Annotated in this window: 15 protein-coding genes; 7 read left to right on the top strand and 8 right to left on the bottom strand. The window is 57.7% G+C overall.

Going from position 1 to position 17,904, the window contains the following annotated elements; genetic code table 11:
* Positions 1–71: 71 nt before the first annotated feature.
* On the bottom strand, positions 72–1,664 hold the full coding sequence (locus tag CDA56_RS16410) for an ABC transporter substrate-binding protein (RefSeq protein WP_025107900.1): 1,593 nt from the start codon (positions 1,662–1,664) through the stop codon (positions 72–74).
* A 113-nt stretch (positions 1,665–1,777) separates the two neighbouring features.
* On the opposite strand from CDA56_RS16410, the gene pepT reads away from it, so the two are divergent.
* The gene (pepT, locus tag CDA56_RS16405) at positions 1,778–3,007 is read left to right on the top strand and encodes a peptidase T (protein ID WP_032749237.1); all 1,230 of its coding nucleotides are present in this window, start codon (positions 1,778–1,780) and stop codon (positions 3,005–3,007) included.
* Here pepT and tehB read toward each other — a convergent pair.
* Positions 3,004–3,600 (bottom strand): tellurite resistance methyltransferase TehB, encoded by a 597-nt coding sequence (tehB, locus tag CDA56_RS16400; protein WP_049084356.1) that lies wholly within the window; start codon positions 3,598–3,600, stop codon positions 3,004–3,006. The two genes, pepT and tehB, sit on opposite strands and share 4 nt — an antisense overlap.
* 2 nt (positions 3,601–3,602) lie before the next feature.
* Complete coding sequence (tehA, locus tag CDA56_RS16395) at positions 3,603–4,601, bottom strand: dicarboxylate transporter/tellurite-resistance protein TehA (RefSeq protein WP_046877284.1); 999 nt, start codon at positions 4,599–4,601, stop codon at positions 3,603–3,605.
* A 110-nt stretch (positions 4,602–4,711) separates the two neighbouring features.
* Here tehA and ydcK point away from each other — a divergent pair, with 110 nt between their 5' ends.
* On the top strand, positions 4,712–5,692 hold the full coding sequence (ydcK, locus tag CDA56_RS16390; RefSeq protein ID WP_064404823.1) for a YdcK family protein: 981 nt from the start codon (positions 4,712–4,714) through the stop codon (positions 5,690–5,692).
* A gap of 123 nt (positions 5,693–5,815) precedes the next feature.
* On the opposite strand, the gene rimL is transcribed toward ydcK, so the two are convergent.
* The 5 genes from rimL to hglS all read right to left on the bottom strand — a co-directional run bounded on the left by rimL (position 5,816) and on the right by hglS (position 12,073).
* Positions 5,816–6,400, bottom strand: a complete 585-nt coding sequence (gene rimL / locus CDA56_RS16385) for a 50S ribosomal protein L7/L12-serine acetyltransferase (RefSeq protein WP_004850562.1) — start codon at positions 6,398–6,400, stop codon at positions 5,816–5,818.
* Between the two features lie 75 nt (positions 6,401–6,475).
* A complete protein-coding gene (locus CDA56_RS16380; RefSeq protein ID WP_004850560.1) occupies positions 6,476–8,131 on the bottom strand; it encodes a glucan biosynthesis protein D in 1,656 nt (551 codons plus the stop codon).
* 250 nt (positions 8,132–8,381) lie between these two features.
* Positions 8,382–9,005, bottom strand: a complete 624-nt coding sequence (gene ycaC / locus CDA56_RS16375) for an isochorismate family cysteine hydrolase YcaC (protein WP_004850558.1) — start codon at positions 9,003–9,005, stop codon at positions 8,382–8,384.
* A 173-nt stretch (positions 9,006–9,178) separates the two neighbouring features.
* Positions 9,179–10,687, bottom strand: coding sequence for a carboxylesterase/lipase family protein (locus tag CDA56_RS16370; RefSeq protein WP_032719017.1), 1,509 nt, complete (start codon positions 10,685–10,687; stop codon positions 9,179–9,181).
* Positions 10,688–10,729: 42 nt separating this feature from the next.
* Positions 10,730–12,073 (bottom strand): 2-oxoadipate dioxygenase/decarboxylase HglS, encoded by a 1,344-nt coding sequence (hglS, locus tag CDA56_RS16365; RefSeq protein WP_048263586.1) that lies wholly within the window; start codon positions 12,071–12,073, stop codon positions 10,730–10,732.
* 239 nt (positions 12,074–12,312) lie between these two features.
* On the opposite strand from hglS, the gene pcaH reads away from it, so the two are divergent.
* The 5 genes from pcaH (at position 12,313) to CDA56_RS16340 (ending at position 17,870) form a co-directional block, all read left to right on the top strand.
* Positions 12,313–13,053: a protocatechuate 3,4-dioxygenase subunit beta gene (gene pcaH / locus CDA56_RS16360; protein WP_103814206.1), complete on the top strand. Its 741-nt coding sequence runs from the start codon at positions 12,313–12,315 to the stop codon at positions 13,051–13,053.
* Complete coding sequence (pcaG, locus tag CDA56_RS16355; RefSeq protein ID WP_103814208.1) at positions 13,050–13,670, top strand: protocatechuate 3,4-dioxygenase subunit alpha; 621 nt, start codon at positions 13,050–13,052, stop codon at positions 13,668–13,670. Before pcaH ends, pcaG begins: the two co-directional genes overlap by 4 nt.
* A gap of 172 nt (positions 13,671–13,842) precedes the next feature.
* Positions 13,843–14,766 carry a LysR substrate-binding domain-containing protein gene (locus tag CDA56_RS16350; RefSeq protein WP_004850547.1) on the top strand — a complete coding sequence of 308 codons (924 nt, stop codon included), beginning with the start codon at positions 13,843–13,845 and terminating at the stop codon, positions 14,764–14,766.
* A 292-nt stretch (positions 14,767–15,058) separates the two neighbouring features.
* Complete coding sequence (locus tag CDA56_RS16345) at positions 15,059–17,431, top strand: membrane-bound PQQ-dependent dehydrogenase, glucose/quinate/shikimate family (protein WP_103814210.1); 2,373 nt, start codon at positions 15,059–15,061, stop codon at positions 17,429–17,431.
* A gap of 163 nt (positions 17,432–17,594) precedes the next feature.
* Entirely contained in the window at positions 17,595–17,870 is a 276-nt protein-coding gene (locus CDA56_RS16340) for a hypothetical protein (protein WP_025107907.1), read from the top strand.
* Positions 17,871–17,904: the final 34 nt, after the last annotated feature.

Genomic DNA, 17,904 nt, shown 5'->3' with positions numbered 1-17,904 from the left:
GCAAAAGCGGTGCTACGTCAAGTAGCTGGAAAAAATAAAGCCGCCGTTACCGGCGGGCCGTGATTGGCTGTTTATCTGATATCAACCTGATAAAAAATATGCTTGCCAAAGGGGTCTATTTCGTAGCCTGACACGTTTTTACGCACCGGTTCAAATATTGTCGAGTGGGCAATCATGACTGCCGGCATCTGGTCATGCATCATCTGCTGCGCCTGGCGATAGAGCGCTTCGCGTTTTTGGCGATCGGTTATCGATTTTGCCTCGGCGATAATTTTATCAAACGGCTGATAGCACCATTTTGCCGAGTTTGACCCGCCGTTCGCCGACTGGCAGGTAAAGAGTGGGCCGAAGAAGTTATCCGGATCGCCGGTCGCGGTCGTCCAGCCCATCAGCGCCGCCTGATGTTCGCCATCCTTCACCCGCTTTAAGTATTCACCCCACTCATAGGTTGTGATTTTCGTTTGCACGCCAATTTTCGCCCAGTCGGCCTGGATCATTTCGGCCATGCGTTTGGCGTTCGGGTTATAGGGTCGCTGCACCGGCATCGCCCACAGATCGATGGTAATTGGCCCCGCAACGCCCGATTCCGCCAGCAGCGCTTTGGCTTTCTGCGGGTCGTAGTCATAATCCTTCAGCTGGCTATCCGCGCTCCATACGCCCGGCGGCAGCAGGTTTTTCGCCGCCGTACCGGTACCGTGGAACACCGCTTCAATGATCGCCGGTTTATTGATCGCCATCGCCAGGGCCTGACGCACCTTAACGTTGTCCAGCGGCGCTTTTTGGGTGTTAAACGCCAGGAAACCGGTGTTAAGGCCCGCTTTGCTCATCAGGTTGATCGCGTTGTTCTCTTTCATTCGCGGCAGGTCGGCCGGATTGGGGAACGGCATCACCTGACACTCGTTTTTCTCCAGCTTGGCGTAGCGCACCGAGGCGTCCGGCGTGATACTAAAAATGAGACGATCGATATGCGCCTTCCCCTGCCAGTATTCCGGGAACGCGGTGAAAAGAATTCGGGAATCTTTTTGATATTGCGCGAGTTTGAAAGGTCCGGTACCAATCGGGTCCATATCCACGCGCTCTGGCGTGCCGGCTTTTAGCATCGCATCGGCATATTCCGCCGATAAAATAGAAGCGAAATACCAGGCAAGATCGGCCACAAAGGGCGCTTCGGGATGGGCCAGCGTGAAACGCACCGTATATTCATCAGGCTTATCAATCGCGGTAATTAACTGGCCAAATTCGAGGCTTTCAAAATTGGAGTAATTGCCGCTGGAGATATTATGATAAGGATGGTGAGGATCTTTTTGCCGCATAAACGAAAAAATAACGTCGTCGGCATTAAAATCGCGGCTGGGTTTAAAATATTTATTACTCTGGAATTTAACGCCTTTGCGTAAATGAAAAGTATAAACTTTCCCATCTTCGCTGACTTCCCAGCTTTCGGCGAGGCTCGGCACCAGTTCTGTGGTGCCGGCTTTGAAATCGACCAGTCGGTTATAGACCGGCACCGCGCTGGCGTCCACGCTGGTCCCGGAGGTGTAGAGTTGCGGGTTAAAGTTTTCCGGCGATCCTTCTGAGCAGTAGACCAGCGTTTTTGCGCTAATGGCCGAGCTGGCCGTCAGGGCCGCTAACGCCAGAGCAAGCGTCGTGAATCTGCGTTGCATAGGTTTTCCTTTTTCATTTGTCAGCTAATGAATAGCTTGTTGTTTTCCCTTCCATACATAACACTAAAGCCTGATTGCAAACACCTGAAAACTCGAATAAAGAAGGAATCACTATGTCATCAGCCCTGGCCAGTCAATTAACCCAACGCTTCTTTCGCTACCTGGCGATAACCAGCCAAAGCGACCCGCGAGCCACGACGCTGCCTACCACCGCCGGGCAACACGCGATGGCGCAGGCCCTTGCGGATGAGCTACGCCAGCTGGGGCTGGATGAGATTGTGATTGACGAGCGCGCCACCGTCACGGCGGTGAAAAAGGGCAACGTCGCAGGCGCGCCGCGGATTGGCTTTATTACCCACATCGATACCGTTGACGTCGGTTTGTCGCCGGATATTCATCCACAAATTCTGCGTTTTACTGGTGAAGATCTCTGTTTGAACAGGGATAAAGATATCTGGCTGCGCGTTGCGGAACATCCGGAAATCCTCGCTTATCCCAATGAAGAGATTATTTTCAGCGACGGCACCAGCGTGCTCGGGGCGGATAACAAGTCCGCCGTTACGGTGGTGATGACGGTGCTGGAAAACCTGACGGCGGAACACCGCCACGGCGACATCGTGGTCGCGTTTGTGCCGGATGAAGAAGTGGGCCTGCGCGGCGCGAAGGCGCTGGATCTCGCGCGCTTTGCCGTCGATTTTGCCTGGACCATCGACTGCTGCGAGCTCGGCGAAATCGTCTATGAGAACTTTAACGCCGCCGCGGCGGAGATTCGCTTTACCGGCGTGACCGCTCACCCTATGTCGTCAAAGGGGGTGCTGGTGAACCCGCTGCTGATGGCCACGGATTACATGAGCCATTTCGATCGCCAGCAAACGCCGGAGCATACCGCCGGACGCGAGGGCTACGTTTGGTTCAACGGTATCCAGGGCGATCAGAACAGCACCCTGCTGCAGGCCAGCATTCGCGATTTCGACCTCGAAAGTTTTCATCGCCGTAAGCAGCAAATTAGCGAGGTGGCGCAGAAAATCGCCGCGCAGTATCCGACCGGAAAGGTGGAATTTCACATCAGCGATACCTATAGCAACATCAGCAATGCCATCGGCGAAGACCGCCGCGCCGTTGATCTGATGTTCGAAGCGATGGAAAGCTTAGGCATTACGCCGAAACCGACACCGATGCGCGGCGGCACCGACGGCGCGGCCCTGTCGGCAAAAGGCGTATTAACGCCCAACTTCTTTACCGGCGCGCACAACTTCCACTCGAAATTTGAGTTTCTGCCGCTGCGCGCCTTTGAGGCCTCTTATCAGACCGCATTACAGCTCTGCCTGTTAGCGGCGCGTTAAGCCGGTTTGCGCGCCAGCATCGTGGCGAAACGCAGCTTAATCCGGTTCCCGCTGGCGTCGGTGCGGTGGAGTTCACCGACGTCTTCGTTATATTTGAGTAACGTCCAGCCTTCATAATTATTGCGCAGCTCTCCCGGTTTAAACGCGAACGGGAAGCCGACGCTGCACGGATAATCGTCGGTATCCATAGCCGCAACAATCAGATTGTAGCCGCCGGGTCTGGTGCAGCGCTGCATGTTAGCAATCAGACCCGGGATGGTCTTCGCGTCGAGGAACATCATCACCACGGTCGAAAGAATAAAGTCATACTCGCCGTCAAAGCTGAGGGCGTTAAGGTCCTTAATCGCCGTCCGCAGATTCTCCAGCCTTTCCGCCTGACGAATGCGCTCAAGATTTCCGATGCTGGCCGGATTTTTATCCCACGCGGTGACATCAAACCCGTTGGCCGCGAGGTAGAGGCTATTGCGCCCGTTGCCGCAGCCCAGATCCAGCGCCTTGCCCGGCGCGATCAGGGTGGCGGCGTGCAGCACCTCAGAGTGGGTGCGGGTCATCCCGTATTTATCGGTGAAGTAATTTTCGTCACGAAGCGTCATGGTTAATCCTTATTTTTTAATAATGTGTCGCGCTCAACGCGAATCAGCAGTTTACCGCGCATCAGCAGCAGGAAGGTACGAATCAGCAGCAGCCCGACGATCAGATTGGTGAAGAGAAACAGCGGGAGCGCGAGAGTATGGAAAAAGCCGTCCGGATGCTGATGACCGAGATGCAGGCCGGTGGTCGCCAGCGCGGAGATGCCGAACGAGAAGCTCCAGAACGAGGCGTTAAACGGCTGGCGCAGGTACCACGGCATCAGGCGCAGCATAAACAGCAGCTGCAGCAGACCATAGCCGAACAGCAGCTTAGCGAAGGTATCCGCCTCGCCGCCGTTCACGCTCAGCCAGGCGCTGCACGCCACCAGCGCCGGCGCCAGCTGAATGCCGAGGGCGGTGCGCATGGCCATCGGCAGTTCGCCGTCGCTGCGCAGGCGCTGCAGAATCACCGGTTCAAGGCTAAGCCAGGAGAATAAGCCGGCGCCAAGAAACACCAGACCGGCGTCGGTAAAGCCCAGCGCGCCGCAGGCCATGGCGCTGATAAAGTTATTCGCCACCGTCGGCAGATAGAGACCCGGGGTGGTCGCCTCATTGGGATGCTTCCCCCGCCATAGCCCGGCGCTCTGCCAGGCCGCATAGCTTAGCTGCAGCACTACGCCAATCGCGAATAACACCAGCGAGAGCGGCCGCAGCCAGGGAACAAAGCCGATGGCCACCAGCATGGTCGTCGCCGGAAACAGGCTGACAAAACTGCTGGCCACCGGATGGCGCATCTCCTGCAGTACGCTGTGCGGAAAACGGACCGCCCGGCTGATAAACGCCAGCGCCAGCAGCGCCCAGATGACCGTCGCCGTGACCACCAGACCGTCGCCGACGATCCGGCTCACCGGCCAGATCGTGCTGGCGTAGCGCCAGGCGAAGCCCATGCCGATAATGCCCAGAACCATACCAAAATAGCCCGCCGGGAGATTCAGCACCCGGCTTGTGCCCAGCTTTTTATTCATTTTGTTTAAATTTTCAATTTATCTTAAGTTGCATTCTAAAGGAACCTTCAAAAACGCGCTACGGCGTTTTTTGCTATGTTTATGTTAACCATACGTAATGAGAAAGGCAGATGCGCAAATATTACCTCAGCGAGAAGGTTCGCCAGTTTCACTATGACGCCGACGGAAACAAACATAGCGTCAATCTGCGGCAAATTGTCGCCTTACGCGATTTCGCTGACGTGAAGCGCGGCGATGAAGGCGGCTGGCTGGACAATGAAGCAGCCCTGAGCCACGAAGGCGAGTGCTGGATTTATGACCCAAATAGCGCGGTGTTTGCCGGTGCGAAAATCGAGGGCAATGCCCGCTTAACCGGCGAGTGCATTATCAGCCATGGCGCCATCGTCAGCGATAACGCGCGACTGGACAGCGTGCAGGCAAGCCACTGCGCGCGTATAAGTGACAACGTCACCGTTTCGCGTTCGCAGATTCGGGGTTATTGTCACCTGGCCGACAATGCGCAGATCCTCCCCCACTCGCTTATTATCGCCGCCCAGGGTCTGACCGCCGACAGCGACAAAATCCTGCGCATTTATCAGCGGGCAACGGTCAGCGCTTCGCGCATCGTTCACCAGGCGCAAGTTTACGGCGACGCGTTTGTCGAACACGCGTTTGTTGAGCATCGGGCGGAAATCTTCGATTGCGCGCGGCTGGAGGGTAACGACGAAAACGACGTCTGGGTCTGCGATAACGCGCGAGTTTATGGCCACGCGAGGATTATCGCCGGGCGGGAAGAGGACGCCATCCCCACCCTGCGCTACAGCTCGCAGGTGGCGGAGCACGCGGTGGTCGAAGGCAACTGCCTGCTGAAGCATCGGGTTATGGTCGGCGGGCATGCGCACCTGCGCGGCGGGCCGATTCTGCTGGACGATAGCGTGTTAATTGAAGGGCATGCGGTGATTTGCGGCGATGTGGTGATTGAACATCAGGTGACGATCGGCGACAGGGCGCGAATTGAAGCCAGCGCGGGCGACGCCATTTCGATCAGAGGGGAGAAAGTGATAAACGGCGACGAACTTTTTACCCGCACGCCCATTGTCGGCTTTCTATAACCTTTGCTCCCGACCGCGTGATTTATCAGCTTCAGGCCCCTGCGCGCTGTTCCCCGGGGGGGCGGCGCTCAACGCGCCTTGCCGGGGCTACATCTCAGCGCGGCCCATAGCCCGGGCAAGGCGTCAGCCGCGAGCCGGGAATTGCCCGGTGTCACAATCAATAATGCGCCCGTAGATATTCTGGTCATCGTACGAACCGTTCAGATACTCGGCCTGCTTCAGGCACCCTTCGAGGGTGAAACCGTTACGCAGGGCGACCTGATTGCTTCTCTGGTTTGCTACCCGACATTTAATCACGAAGCGGCGAACCGTCCCGCTGCGGGCAAAAGCGTCCATCAGCGCCTGCAGCGCCTGAGAAAGCAGCCCCTGCCCCTGGTGGCTTTCATCTATCCAGTAGCCGATGTATGCGGTCTTATTGATCGGCTCAATCTGGTTAAACGACAGCACGCCGACGATCTCTTCTCGCAGAAAGAGCAAAAACATTTTGGCGTAACCGCGCTGGTGCAGCATCACGTTGCCCTGCACGTGGCGGCGGGTTTCGTCTTCGTGACTGACGTCAGCGGGCCAGCTCAGCGATTGCTGGAGCCAGCGCTGGTTCTTGATCACCAGCTGATGCAGCTCAGCGACGTGGCTTTCATCCACAGCGCGCAGAGAAAGCGACTCGGTGACGGGGATAGTTTCTCTCGCAGGCGCGTTTTCGTCAGTCATAATGGACTCTGATTAATAGTCTGATTAAAAAACAAACGCCCGCTAAGTTACCTTAACGGGCGGAATAAAGGGCAATTATTTCATTACCCGATCGTCAACATAGTTACGCTTGTCTGGCGCTGGCGGGAAGTACTGATAGAGCCAGGTTTCGCTGATCGCTTCCCCCTGGCAGCGCAGGAACATGCGCATTTCGACCGGGTCGGTCGAATCCGAGGTCGGGTACCAGTCAAACTGGATGCGATAGCCATCAAACGGTTCCACGTAGAGAATTTCTATCTGCTTCGCTTCGCCGCTCGACAGGGTAATCACCGGCTCAATGCCTCTTGGCGCCGCGGCCTTCAGGTCGCCGCCGACAAAATCGATAGCAAAACGACGGGTCCATTTATCCGGGTAGTGCTCACCCGGCGCCCAGCCTTCAGGGAAACCGCCCATTCCGGTGCGCGTGGCCAATACCCGCGCCAGCGGCGAACGGACCGGCGGCTGCGCGCTCCAGTAGAGTCGATAGCGGAAGTCCAGCTCATCCCCTGCTTTAACCGGCTTCTCGGGCTGCCAGAAGCAAACGATATTGTCCAGCGTTTCACCGGTCGTCGGGATCTCCATCAGGTTGACGGCCCCTTTACCCCACTGGTTGCGCGGCTCCACCCACAGGCTCGGGCGCTTGTTGTACCAGCCCATGATGTCCTGATAGTGGGAGAAGTCGCGATCCAGCTGCAGCAGGCCAAAACCGCGCGGATTTTTATCCTGGAAAGCGTTGAACTGCAGCTTTTGCGGGTTGTTCAGCGGGCGGCATACCCACTCGCCGTTGCCCAGCCACATCGACAGGCGGTCGGAGTCGTGGATCTGCGGATGGATAGTGTCGCACATCCGCCGTTCGTTATTGCCGCAGCTGAACATACTGGTCATCGGCGCGATGCCCAGCTGTTTGATGTCTTTACGCGCGTAGATGTGGTTTTCCACATCCATAATCACCTGCGTCTCCTGACAGTTCACCACGAACTTATAGGCGCCGGTGACGCTTGGGCTGTCGAGCAGCGCATAGACGGTAAAGACCGTCGCCCCCGGTTTAACGGTCTCAAACCAGAAAGAGGTGAAGTCAGGAAACTCTTCCGGCGTATCGGTAAAGGTATCGATCGCCAGGCCGCGGGCGGAAAGACCGTACTGGTAAGTGCTGTCCACCGCGCGGAAGTAGCTCGCGCCGAGGAAGGCGACGATATCGCGGCGCGCCAGCTCCGGCGCCTTAAACACGCGGAACCCGGCAAAGCCGAGATCGCTCTGGCCTTCCAGCTGTTTGGTGTCGACGCCGGCGTCATTATATTTAAACAGCTCGGGACGGAAGTGAATTTCCCGCGCCTGCTGGGTTTGTGAATCCAGGGAGAACATCCGTACGCGGCGGCGGAACCCCATCCCGACGTGGAAGAACTGAATATCCAGCTTGCGCTCTTCGATATTACTCCACAGGGAGTGCGCAGCATCATACTGAATGCTGTTGTAGGCCTGCGGGGTCAGGTTTGCCAGGGTTGGCGGCAGATCGCGCGGCGCGCCGCCCCAGGGCTGACGCGCAAGATCGTGGGCCATCGACTGAAGTACGGAATAGTCAAAGCGACGGGTCTGGCCGTCGGCAATTCCCGAGTCCTCGGCGAAGGCCGCTTTCGAGAATAGAGAGGCAACTCCTGACGTTCCGCATACGGCGGCAACAGCCATGGAAGATTTGAGAAAACGTCTGCGGTTCATGCCTGAGAGAGCATCCTTCTTCATATGTGAATTGAGACGCGACGTAACAAACCCATGCGTCGTGAATGTCGCTCACTCTAGACAAAAATGATTGATAATCCAATTGTTGACGGCAGAAATGCGTGAAAAAAATATGTCCACCGGACCAGACCGAATTACCGATATCCGGGGGGCGGCGATGATTTCGCCAACCGGCGGCGTTTCATGCTGAATCAGGAAGCGGCCAGACGAACGCTGGCCGCGCAGGCGATTATTTTTGCTGCAGAAGGTTAAAACTGGTCATCAGGTTGCGATAATCCGGAATATGGTTGGAGAACAGCGTTCCCAGCCCTTCGATATCATTACGCCAGTCGCGGTGTAGTTCACAGGCAACGCCAAACCACGACATCAGCTGTACCCCGGCCTGCGACATACGATCCCAGGCGGCATCGCGGGTAATCGGGTTAAAGGTACCGGAAGCGTCGGTCACCACAAACACCTCAAACCCCTCTTCAATGGCCGAAAGCGCCGGAAAGGCCACGCAAACTTCCGTCACCACCCCGGCAATAATCAGCTGCTTTTTGCCCGTCGCTTTGACTGCCTTAACAAAATCTTCGTTATCCCAGGCGTTAATATTACCCGGGCGCGCGATATAGGGCGCATCGGGGAATTGCGCTTTCAGCTCCGGCACCAGCGGGCCATTGGGGCCGTTCTCAAAGCTGGTGGTTAAGATAGTCGGCAGACCGAAGTACTTCGCCAGGTCGCCAAGGGCAAGGACGTTGTTCTTGAATTTATCGGGATCGATATCGCGTACCAGAGAGAGTAATCCGGTCTGGTGATCGACCAGCAGCACGGCGGCATCACTTTTATCCAGACGAACATACGGTTTGGCCATGGTTTCTTCCTCATTTTAACGTCAGATCTTCCGTCAGAACGCAGGTTCTGCGGATGCAGGGTTAACAGAGCCGATCTTAGTGTAATCGCTGGCTGAGGATTAGCCGCCTAAAGTGGGACGCATTGTTCCATTTGCAGAACGTACCGCGGCAAACGGAGATCTTCCGGACAGCGTTAATCCAGCGTCACATGGTGCTTCATCACCCGCCGAAACAGCGCCAGACGCGCGCGCATAAAACGGTTTTCCACTTTAAAACCGGCCCGCTTGTGCAAACCGATACGCAACAGACGGTCTCGTCCGCGCACGCTGGCGGGCCAGCGCACCGGCCCGGAGAGCTCGTGGCAGCCGTTACCCGCTACACGGGCAAAGCTAGCCCAATAGTCGGCAACCCGGGCGGCAAAGGTCCGGTCGCGATCGTTCGCATACTGTCGCACCGGCTCGGCAAGGTCGAGATTGTCAAAAACGTACGCCACTTCATTACCGTGCCACGCGCCGTGCGGATAGGTTTGGTGTTCCGCCTCGGCAACGTAGTCAAACCAGTAGCGCCAGCACGGTTGCCCTACCCGCTGCTGCGCCTGCATCACCACGTAACCCAGGGTGGTAAAGGCCATATCGCGGCAGACTTCACGCCCTAATGCCTCATCGTCCTTGACGCCGGGATAGAGCAGCTTAATCAAACCGAGACCAAAACGGCGTTCGCGGCGAAGCTTCTGGATCTGCCCGGCGATATCGACGCCAAACACCGCCATGACGCTGGCCTCATCGCTGTTCGAGCCAATCATCACCGGCAGCGGGTGCTGACGCCCGCTAAAAAAAGTCTCCAGCATCGGTTGCGGCAGTACGGCATCGCCAACAATGGGCGCCGGGCCGATGGTAAGCGGTGCGGTCAGCGACCAGAACGCGTCCGCCGGAATCGCCCGCAGCTGTTCGGCGCTGGCCTGCGGTAAAGAGAAGTGCTCCGCGATGAGCTGCCCTTTGGCCAGCGCCTTTTCCCGCGGCAGATCCGGCAAGGTATAGCCGCTCTGAATAATCGCCTTATGGAACAGCCCTCTTGATTTTGGCGAAACCATGAGCGACAGCACGCTGCGCGCCCCGGCGGACTCGCCGAACAGCGTCACGTTGGCCGCATCGCCGCCGAAGGCGTGAATGTTCTCCTGAACCCACTGCAGGGCGGCGATCTGATCGAGCAGCGCAAAATTATAGATGCGCTCCCCCTCTTCTTCCTCCAGCGCCGGATGGGCAAAAAAGCCCAGATGCCCCAGCCGGTAGTTAACCGTGACTACCACTACGTCACGGGACGCTAAGGCTTTACCATCATAGGGCGGTAAGCTTCCCGCGCCGATGGTATAGCCGCCGCCGTGCAGCCAGACCATCACCGGCAGCGGCTGCGCGCGCGAAGCGGGTGACCAGACGTTAAGGTACAGGCAATCCTCGGAAAAGCGGCCGGGATCGCCGCCCCCGAGCTCACGACAGTACTCAATATCCTGCCAGCTGGAGGCCGAGAAACTCTCCGCCCGGCGCACGCCCTGCCAGCGGGCGGCAGGCTGCGGCGCGCGCCAGCGGAGATCGCCGACGGGCGGCGCGGCATAGGGTATACCGCGCCAGATATGCATGTTCTCTTCAGCGGTGCCGGATAGGGTGCCCTGCCGGGTTTTCACCAGCGGGGTAGACGGATTCTGCATGACCTGCTTCCTTTAACGACTCATGCCAGCAGAGTACTGATTTTACAGCAGACCGCAACGTCGTTTACTGCGCTCTTCCGCCTGTTGATAAAGGGCAAACTCATCATAAACCGGACAGCCCAGCGCCTCCTCAAAGGCCTGGCGGCTGGCGTTGCCGTGGCTGCGGGTCTGTATCTCGTTGCCCAGGTTAGACTGAAAAATCCCGGCGGCGCTGACCGGCAAAAAGTCTTCATAAATAATCGGTTGTGCGATGACCCAGCCGCGTTCAATCAGCGGCTGCGGATCGTCGCCCGGACGAAACGCCTGACGGTGCGCTTCGCCGGCGGGCGTCAGGCGATAGCGAAAGTACGCCAGCCCCTGCTGACGCAGCAGGAATTCGCTGTCCGGGAACGGGCTAAACACCTCCTGCAGATGACGCTGATGGGTGAGATTATCTTTGCCTACCCCCGCCTCGCCAAGCAGTCGGTCGTACAGGGCGCGGCCCTTCGGCGTTAAGGCGATACCGCGCTGCTCGATTTCGCCAAAGCGAGCCGTATGCGTGCCTCTATGCTCTCCGGCAAACATCACCGGCTCCTCAAGGGCCTTAAAGCTGGTCTGGCGCAGTAAAATGGGCACATCGCGGCGCGGCGGCCCTTCTATCAACGCTTTTGGCGCGATACCGCACTCGGGCATTAACGCCTGCACCCGGTCAATATCCAGGGTGCGCGGCGTCAGATGATTAATGTGGCAGCCGGGGAAACAGACCACATCGGCAATCAGCCGGTGCTCTTCATGCAGCGCGTGATAGGTTTCCTCATCGACGGTGGCGTGTCGATGCCAGCGAAAGGTTTCCAGCGCCTGTTGCACAAACTCGCGCGCCTCTGCGGCGGTAAACTCCCCTTTCTGTTCATGTAACGCGATCAGTTCACGACAGCGCGACGTGAAGATATCGCGTCGGGAAAGGATATCCGCCGCCCGCTGACGCAAAGCTTCATTGGCGATAAGTTCAAGTCGCAGAAGCGAGGTAAAAACGCGAAACGGATTGCGCGCCAGCGCGGCGTCATCAATGGGGCGAAACGCGGTGGAGTGAACCGGTACGCCGGCCTGCGACAGATCGTAATAGCTGACGGGATACATTCCCATAATGGCAAACATGCGACGCAAGGTCGCCAGTTCCTCCGCCGTACCGACGCGGATCGCGCCGTGGCGTTCAACGTTCAGCCGCGCCAGTTCATCGGCGTTGGCCAGTTGTTCGTGCAGCGTCGGGTTATTCTCCAGTATGGCCAGGTTAACGTCGGCCACCAGCTCCAGTAGCGTCCCGTACTGCGGAACTTCCTGCTGGTACATCGCCGACATCGCCTGCGAAAAGCTTTCCCGAATCTCATCAGCCGTGATGGTGTTCGCCATGATGTCTTACCTCCAGTGAATTCTCCCTGGAGTGTAGGAAAGCTCTCTGCAGACGGCGGGAAGAATTTACAAACTGTGATGCCGGTAGCTGGCCGGTTTATTTTCACCCGCTCACTTCATAACCGTCGGTTATGTTAAACACCCTTTAATTTCACTTTAAATTAACAAAACATTTACACACACTGCGAGTGGCGACATTACAACAACATGCCTCTCTACCGATAATATGGAGTACCCTCATGAACGATAAATGGTCACCGCGCGAGGTCCTGCACCGCGACTACAGCAGCCATCCTCCCGCTTACGCCCCGGGCTATAAAACCAGCGTGCTGCGCTCGCCGCGCAATGCGCTCATTTCCCTGCAGAATTCCCTTTCTGAAATCACCGGACCGGTGTTCAGCAGCGACGATCTCGGCGCGCTCGATAACGACCTGATCCTCAACTACGCCAAAGACGGCCTGCCGATTGGCGAAAGGATAATCGTCCACGGCTACGTTCGCGATGGATTTGGCCGACCAATGAAAAATATGCTGGTCGAAGTCTGGCAGGCCAACGCGGGCGGACGCTACCGGCATAAGAAAGATCAATACCTGGCGCCTATCGACCCGAACTTTGGCGGCTGCGGACGGGTGCTGACCGACGAAAACGGCTACTATTGTTTCCGCACTATCAAGCCCGGCCCCTATCCGTGGCGCAACCAGGTAAGCGACTGGCGTCCGGCGCATATTCACTTTTCGCTCTCCGGCGACGCCTGGGCACAGCGCCTGATCACGCAGATGTATTTCGAAGGCGATCCGCTGATTAAACAGTGTCCTATTGTCAAAACCATCAATAACGATAATGCCATCAGGACATTAATCGCCGAGCTGGATACCCATGCCGCCGTACCGCTGGACTCTCTGGCTTACCGTTTTGATCTCGTGCTGCGCGGCCATCGCGCAACGCTGTTTGAAAACCGCACGCAGGGGGCCGCCCGATGAAAGGTTATTTACCTGAAACCGCGTCACAAACCGCCGGCCCTTATGTGCATATCGGCCTCGCGCCGGACGCCGCCGGTTTCCATATCTTTGAGAAAAATTTTGGCCCGACGCTGACAACAGCAGACACCGAGGGCGAACGTATTACTATCGAAGGCAGAGTCATCGATGGCTCCGGCACGCCGGTGCGCGATGTGCTACTGGAAATCTGGCAGGCCAACGCCGCCGGGCGCTATAACCATCCCGACGACCGACAGCAGGGCAAGAAGCTGGATGCGGCGTTTCGCGGCTGGGGACGCAGCTGCTCGGACTTCACCAGCGGCGTCTGGCGCTTCGAAACCATTAAACCCGGGGCCGTGGTAGGTCGCGATGGGCGCACCATGGCGCCGCACGTCAATCTGTGGGTGGTCGCCCGCGGGATTAATATTGGCCTCAACACGCGGATGTACTTTTCCGACGAGCAGGATGCCAACCAGGTCGACCCGGTGCTGAATCTGATTGAGTGGGAAGTGCGTCGCCAGACCCTCATCGCGCAGCGCGAGGTTCGCGGCGCGGAGATCGTGTATCGCTTCGATATTCACCTGCAGGGCGAAAACGAAACCGTCTTCTTCGATATCTGAGTTTTTTCTTCCTTTTTCCGCCCCTGCCGGTCAGGGGCGACGCTATATGGCAAACTCAATAAAATCAACTTGTAAAATAATAATATAAAATGTTAATAATATTTTGCTATGAAGTTAACAATTTTAATCGCCCTTACTTGTCACTGGGACGCCTCTGTTTTTAACATTGATTATGCAAAAAAATGGTCTTTTCAGTCAGCGCATTCGCTTGCGCCATCTACATACTTTCGTGGCCGTCGCTCAACAGGGAACTCTTGGGCGCGCGGCTGAAACCTTAAATCTGAGTCAACCGGCCTTATCCAAAACGCTAAACGAACTGGAGCAGCTGACCGGTACCCGGCTGTTTGAGCGTGGACGCCTCGGCGCGCAGCTCACGCTGGTCGGCGAACAGTTTCTCACCCACGCGGTTAAAGTGCTCGACGCGCTCAATACCGCGGGACAGGCGCTAAACCGTAAAGAAGGCCTCAACAGCGATATCGTGCGCATCGGGGCGCTCCCCACCGCCGCACTGGGGATCCTGCCCTCGGTGATCGGCCAGTTCCATCAGCAGCAAAAAGATATCACCCTGCAGGTGGCGACCATGAATAACACCATGCTGCTGGCCGGACTAAAATCGGGAGAAATCGATATCGGTATCGGACGGATGTCCGATCCGGAGTTGATGAGCGGGTTGAACTATGAACTGCTGTTTCTCGAATCCCTGAAGCTGGTGGTTCGTCCGGGGCATCCGCTGCTGCAGGAAACGGTTACGCTGAGTCGGGTCATGGAGTGGCCGGTGGTGGTTTCGCCCAAAGGTACGCTGCCGCGACAGAACGCCGAAACCCTGCTGCAAAGCCAGGGCTGCAAAATTCCGTCTGGCTGCATCGAGACGCTGTCGGCTTCCCTGTCGCGCCAGCTCACCGTCGATTACGACTACGTCTGGTTTGTCCCCTCCGGTGCGGTCAAAGACGACCTGCGCCGTGGGCTGCTGGCCGCGCTGCCGGTGCCCACCCAGGGCGCGGGCGAACCGATAGGTATTCTCACCCGGGTGGACGCCACGCTCACCGCGGGAACACAAACCCTGCTGAGCGCCATTCGTAAATCGATGCCCGTCTGATCGCCCTCTCCCCGACCGTTATCCGCGTCGGGGAGATCTGACCGCCTGATTTCCTTTTCGCACCCACCATATTCACCACAATAATCAATTAGTGCGAAATCATTCATTAACAATTGCGTAAATTTCTTTAACAGATCTATCATAGCCACGATTTCACCAAATGGTTCACTCGAAATCAATAACAGTAAAAAAGCTGCTTTTATGAAGGTCAACATCGCTTCATTCAAAAGCCTTCACTTGAGAAATTGATTCATCTGGTTCACGCCTGTTCAGGGGTGGTTAAGGAGAAAAAATGGCAACTGGCAACGCGCCGCGAGGATTCCCCCGGGTCCTGCAGTGGCTTCTCGCCGGGCTGATGCTGATCATCGGCCTGGCTATCGGTATTCTTGGTGCAAAGCTCGCCTCCGTTGGCGGGACCTTCTATTTTGCGATTATGGGCCTGGTGATGGTTATCGCCGCGGTGCTCATTTTCCGCAGCCGTCGCGGCGGTATCATACTGTACGCGATAGCGTTTATCGCCTCGATCGTCTGGGCCATTAGCGATGCCGGCTGGACCTACTGGCCGCTGTTCTCGCGCCTGTTCGCGCTCGGCGTACTGGCCTTCCTTGCCGCGCTGGTCTGGCCGTATCTGTCCCGGCAGCCGGCGAAAAAAGGGCCGGCGTTTGGCCTGGCAGCGGTGCTGGCGGTGGTACTGTTGGTTAGTTTCGGCTGGATGTTTAAATCCCAGCCGCTGGTCAGCGCCAGCGAGGCGGTGCCGGTTAAACCGGTCGCCGCGGGCGAGCAGCAGAAAAACTGGGCGCACTGGGGCAACACCACCCACGGCGACCGTTTCGCCGCCCTCGACCAGATTAACAAACAGAACGTTGACCAGCTGCAGGTTGCCTGGGTCGCCCACACCGGGGATATCCCGCAGAGCAACGGCTCCGGCGCGGAAGACCAGAATACGCCGCTGCAAATTGGCGATACGCTTTACGTCTGTACGCCCTACAGCAAGGTGCTGGCGCTGGATGTCGATAGCGGTAAAGAGAAATGGCGCTATGATTCAAAAGCCACCGCGCCGAACTGGCAGCGCTGCCGCGGCTTAGGCTATTACGAAGAGAGCCAGGCCCAGGTTTCCCCTGCCGTCGACGCGCAGCCGGCCGCCTGCTCCCGCCGCCTGTTCCTGCCAACCACCGACGCCCGTCTGATCGCTATTGATGCCGATAACGGTAAACTGTGCGACGCCTTCGGCGACCACGGTATTGTGGACCTGAGCGTTGGCATGGGGGAAATCAAAGCGGGTTACTACCAGCAGACCTCCACGCCGCTGGTGGCGGGTAACGTGGTCGTGGTTGGCGGTCGCGTGGCGGATAACTTCTCCACCGGCGAGCCCCCGGGAGTCGTTCGCGCCTATGATGTTCATACCGGCAAACTGGTGTGGGCATGGGATCCGGGCAACCCGAACCTGACCGGCGAACCGCCGGCCGGACAGACCTACACCCGCGGTACGCCGAACGTCTGGTCGGCCATGTCCTATGACGCGAAGCTGAATCTGATTTATCTGCCGACCGGTAACGCAACGCCGGACTTCTTTGGCGGCGAACGTACCGCGCTGGACGATAAATACAGTTCCTCCATCGTGGCCGTTGACGCCACGACCGGCCAGGTACGCTGGCATTATCAGACCACCCATCACGATCTCTGGGATTTCGACCTGCCTTCCCAGCCGCTGCTGTACGATCTGCCTGACGGTAAAGGCGGCACCACGCCGGTGCTGGTGCAAACCAGCAAGCAGGGCATGATCTTTATGCTGAACCGCGCCACCGGTGAACCGGTCGCCAAGGTTGAGGAACGTCCAGTCCCGGTGGGCAACGTCAAGGGCGAGCGCTACTCGCCAACCCAGCCCTACTCCGTCGGCATGCCAATGATCGGCAACGAGACGCTGACCGAGTCGGATATGTGGGGCGCGACGCCTGTCGACCTGCTGCTGTGCCGCATCCAGTTTAAAGAGATGCGTCACCAGGGCGTCTTCACCCCGCCGGGCGAGGATCGTTCGCTGCAGTATCCCGGCTCGCTGGGCGGGATGAACTGGGGCAGCGTGTCGGTTGACCCGAATAACAGCCTGATGTTCGTCAATGATATGCGCCTTGGCCTCGCCAACTATATGGTGCCGCGCGCCAAAGTGGCGAAGGACGCCAGCGGTATCGAAATGGGGATTGTGCCGATGGAGGGCACGCCGTTCGGCGCCATGCGCGAACGCTTTCTGTCGCCGCTGGGCATTCCGTGCCAGAAACCACCGTTCGGCACTATGTCAGCGGTCGATCTGAAAACCGGCAAACTGGTGTGGCAGGTTCCGGTGGGCACCGTTGAGGACACCGGCCCGCTGGGGATCCGCATGCATATGCCAATCCCTATCGGTATGCCGACGCTGGGCGCCTCGTTATCAACCCAGTCCGGCCTGCTGTTCTTCGCGGGCACCCAGGACTTCTACCTGCGCGCGTTTGATACCGCCAACGGGAAAGAGATCTGGAAATCGCGTCTGCCGGTCGGCAGCCAGTCCGGCCCGATGACCTACGTATCGCCGAAAACCGGCAAGCAGTACATCATCATCAACGCGGGCGGCGCTCGCCAGTCGCCGGACCGCGGCGATTATATTATCGCCTACGCGCTTCCGCAGCAGAAGTAACCACCAGGGCCCCAAACGGGGCCCTTTTTGCGGCCCGGGAACCGCCCGGTGGCGGCTGGCGTGAAAGCAAAATCATCTTCAGCCCCCTAAGCAAGCCATTTTCATTCAGCTATGTTACTATTGCGAATGGTTATCAATAATAACAACTGAACAAGGATAATGGATGAAAAGTTCACCCTGCCGCCTGCTCGCAGGCACCTTCATGTTAGCCGCCGCCTCGGCTCAGGCGTTAAAAGCCCCGGAAGTGGACCTGCGCGATCCGACGATTTGGGAAGAGAAAGCGGCGTCTCCGCTCACCGCCAGCCCACAGCCCTGCGAGGTGTTCAGCGGCCCGCACTGCGCGGTCTGGGAAGATGAGAAATCGGATATTCAACGTGAACGGGAGCGGCGGGAACAGCGGCGATGGCAGAACGGTTATGAAAACCTGCGGCGGGAGTAATCCCTCTTAAACGATAACCCGGGCATGCCCGGGT

This window comes from Klebsiella michiganensis (assembly GCF_002925905.1).
GTDB lineage: Bacteria > Pseudomonadota > Gammaproteobacteria > Enterobacterales > Enterobacteriaceae > Klebsiella > Klebsiella michiganensis.
Note: the sequence above shows the minus strand (reverse complement) of the source record. Positions and strands in the feature narration are given on the sequence as shown.

Coding starts and splice junctions, on each gene's coding strand:
- CDA56_RS16410 (WP_025107900.1), bottom strand. CDS start 1,664: ATGCAACGCAGATTCACGACGCTTGCTCTGGCGTTAGCGGCCCTGACG.
- pepT (WP_032749237.1), top strand. CDS start 1,778: ATGTCATCAGCCCTGGCCAGTCAATTAACCCAACGCTTCTTTCGCTAC.
- tehB (WP_049084356.1), bottom strand. CDS start 3,600: ATGACGCTTCGTGACGAAAATTACTTCACCGATAAATACGGGATGACC.
- tehA (WP_046877284.1), bottom strand. CDS start 4,601: ATGAATAAAAAGCTGGGCACAAGCCGGGTGCTGAATCTCCCGGCGGGC.
- ydcK (WP_064404823.1), top strand. CDS start 4,712: ATGCGCAAATATTACCTCAGCGAGAAGGTTCGCCAGTTTCACTATGAC.
- rimL (WP_004850562.1), bottom strand. CDS start 6,400: ATGACTGACGAAAACGCGCCTGCGAGAGAAACTATCCCCGTCACCGAG.
- CDA56_RS16380 (WP_004850560.1), bottom strand. CDS start 8,131: ATGAACCGCAGACGTTTTCTCAAATCTTCCATGGCTGTTGCCGCCGTA.
- ycaC (WP_004850558.1), bottom strand. CDS start 9,005: ATGGCCAAACCGTATGTTCGTCTGGATAAAAGTGATGCCGCCGTGCTG.
- CDA56_RS16370 (WP_032719017.1), bottom strand. CDS start 10,687: ATGCAGAATCCGTCTACCCCGCTGGTGAAAACCCGGCAGGGCACCCTA.
- hglS (WP_048263586.1), bottom strand. CDS start 12,073: ATGGCGAACACCATCACGGCTGATGAGATTCGGGAAAGCTTTTCGCAG.
- pcaH (WP_103814206.1), top strand. CDS start 12,313: ATGAACGATAAATGGTCACCGCGCGAGGTCCTGCACCGCGACTACAGC.
- pcaG (WP_103814208.1), top strand. CDS start 13,050: ATGAAAGGTTATTTACCTGAAACCGCGTCACAAACCGCCGGCCCTTAT.
- CDA56_RS16350 (WP_004850547.1), top strand. CDS start 13,843: ATGCAAAAAAATGGTCTTTTCAGTCAGCGCATTCGCTTGCGCCATCTA.
- CDA56_RS16345 (WP_103814210.1), top strand. CDS start 15,059: ATGGCAACTGGCAACGCGCCGCGAGGATTCCCCCGGGTCCTGCAGTGG.
- CDA56_RS16340 (WP_025107907.1), top strand. CDS start 17,595: ATGAAAAGTTCACCCTGCCGCCTGCTCGCAGGCACCTTCATGTTAGCC.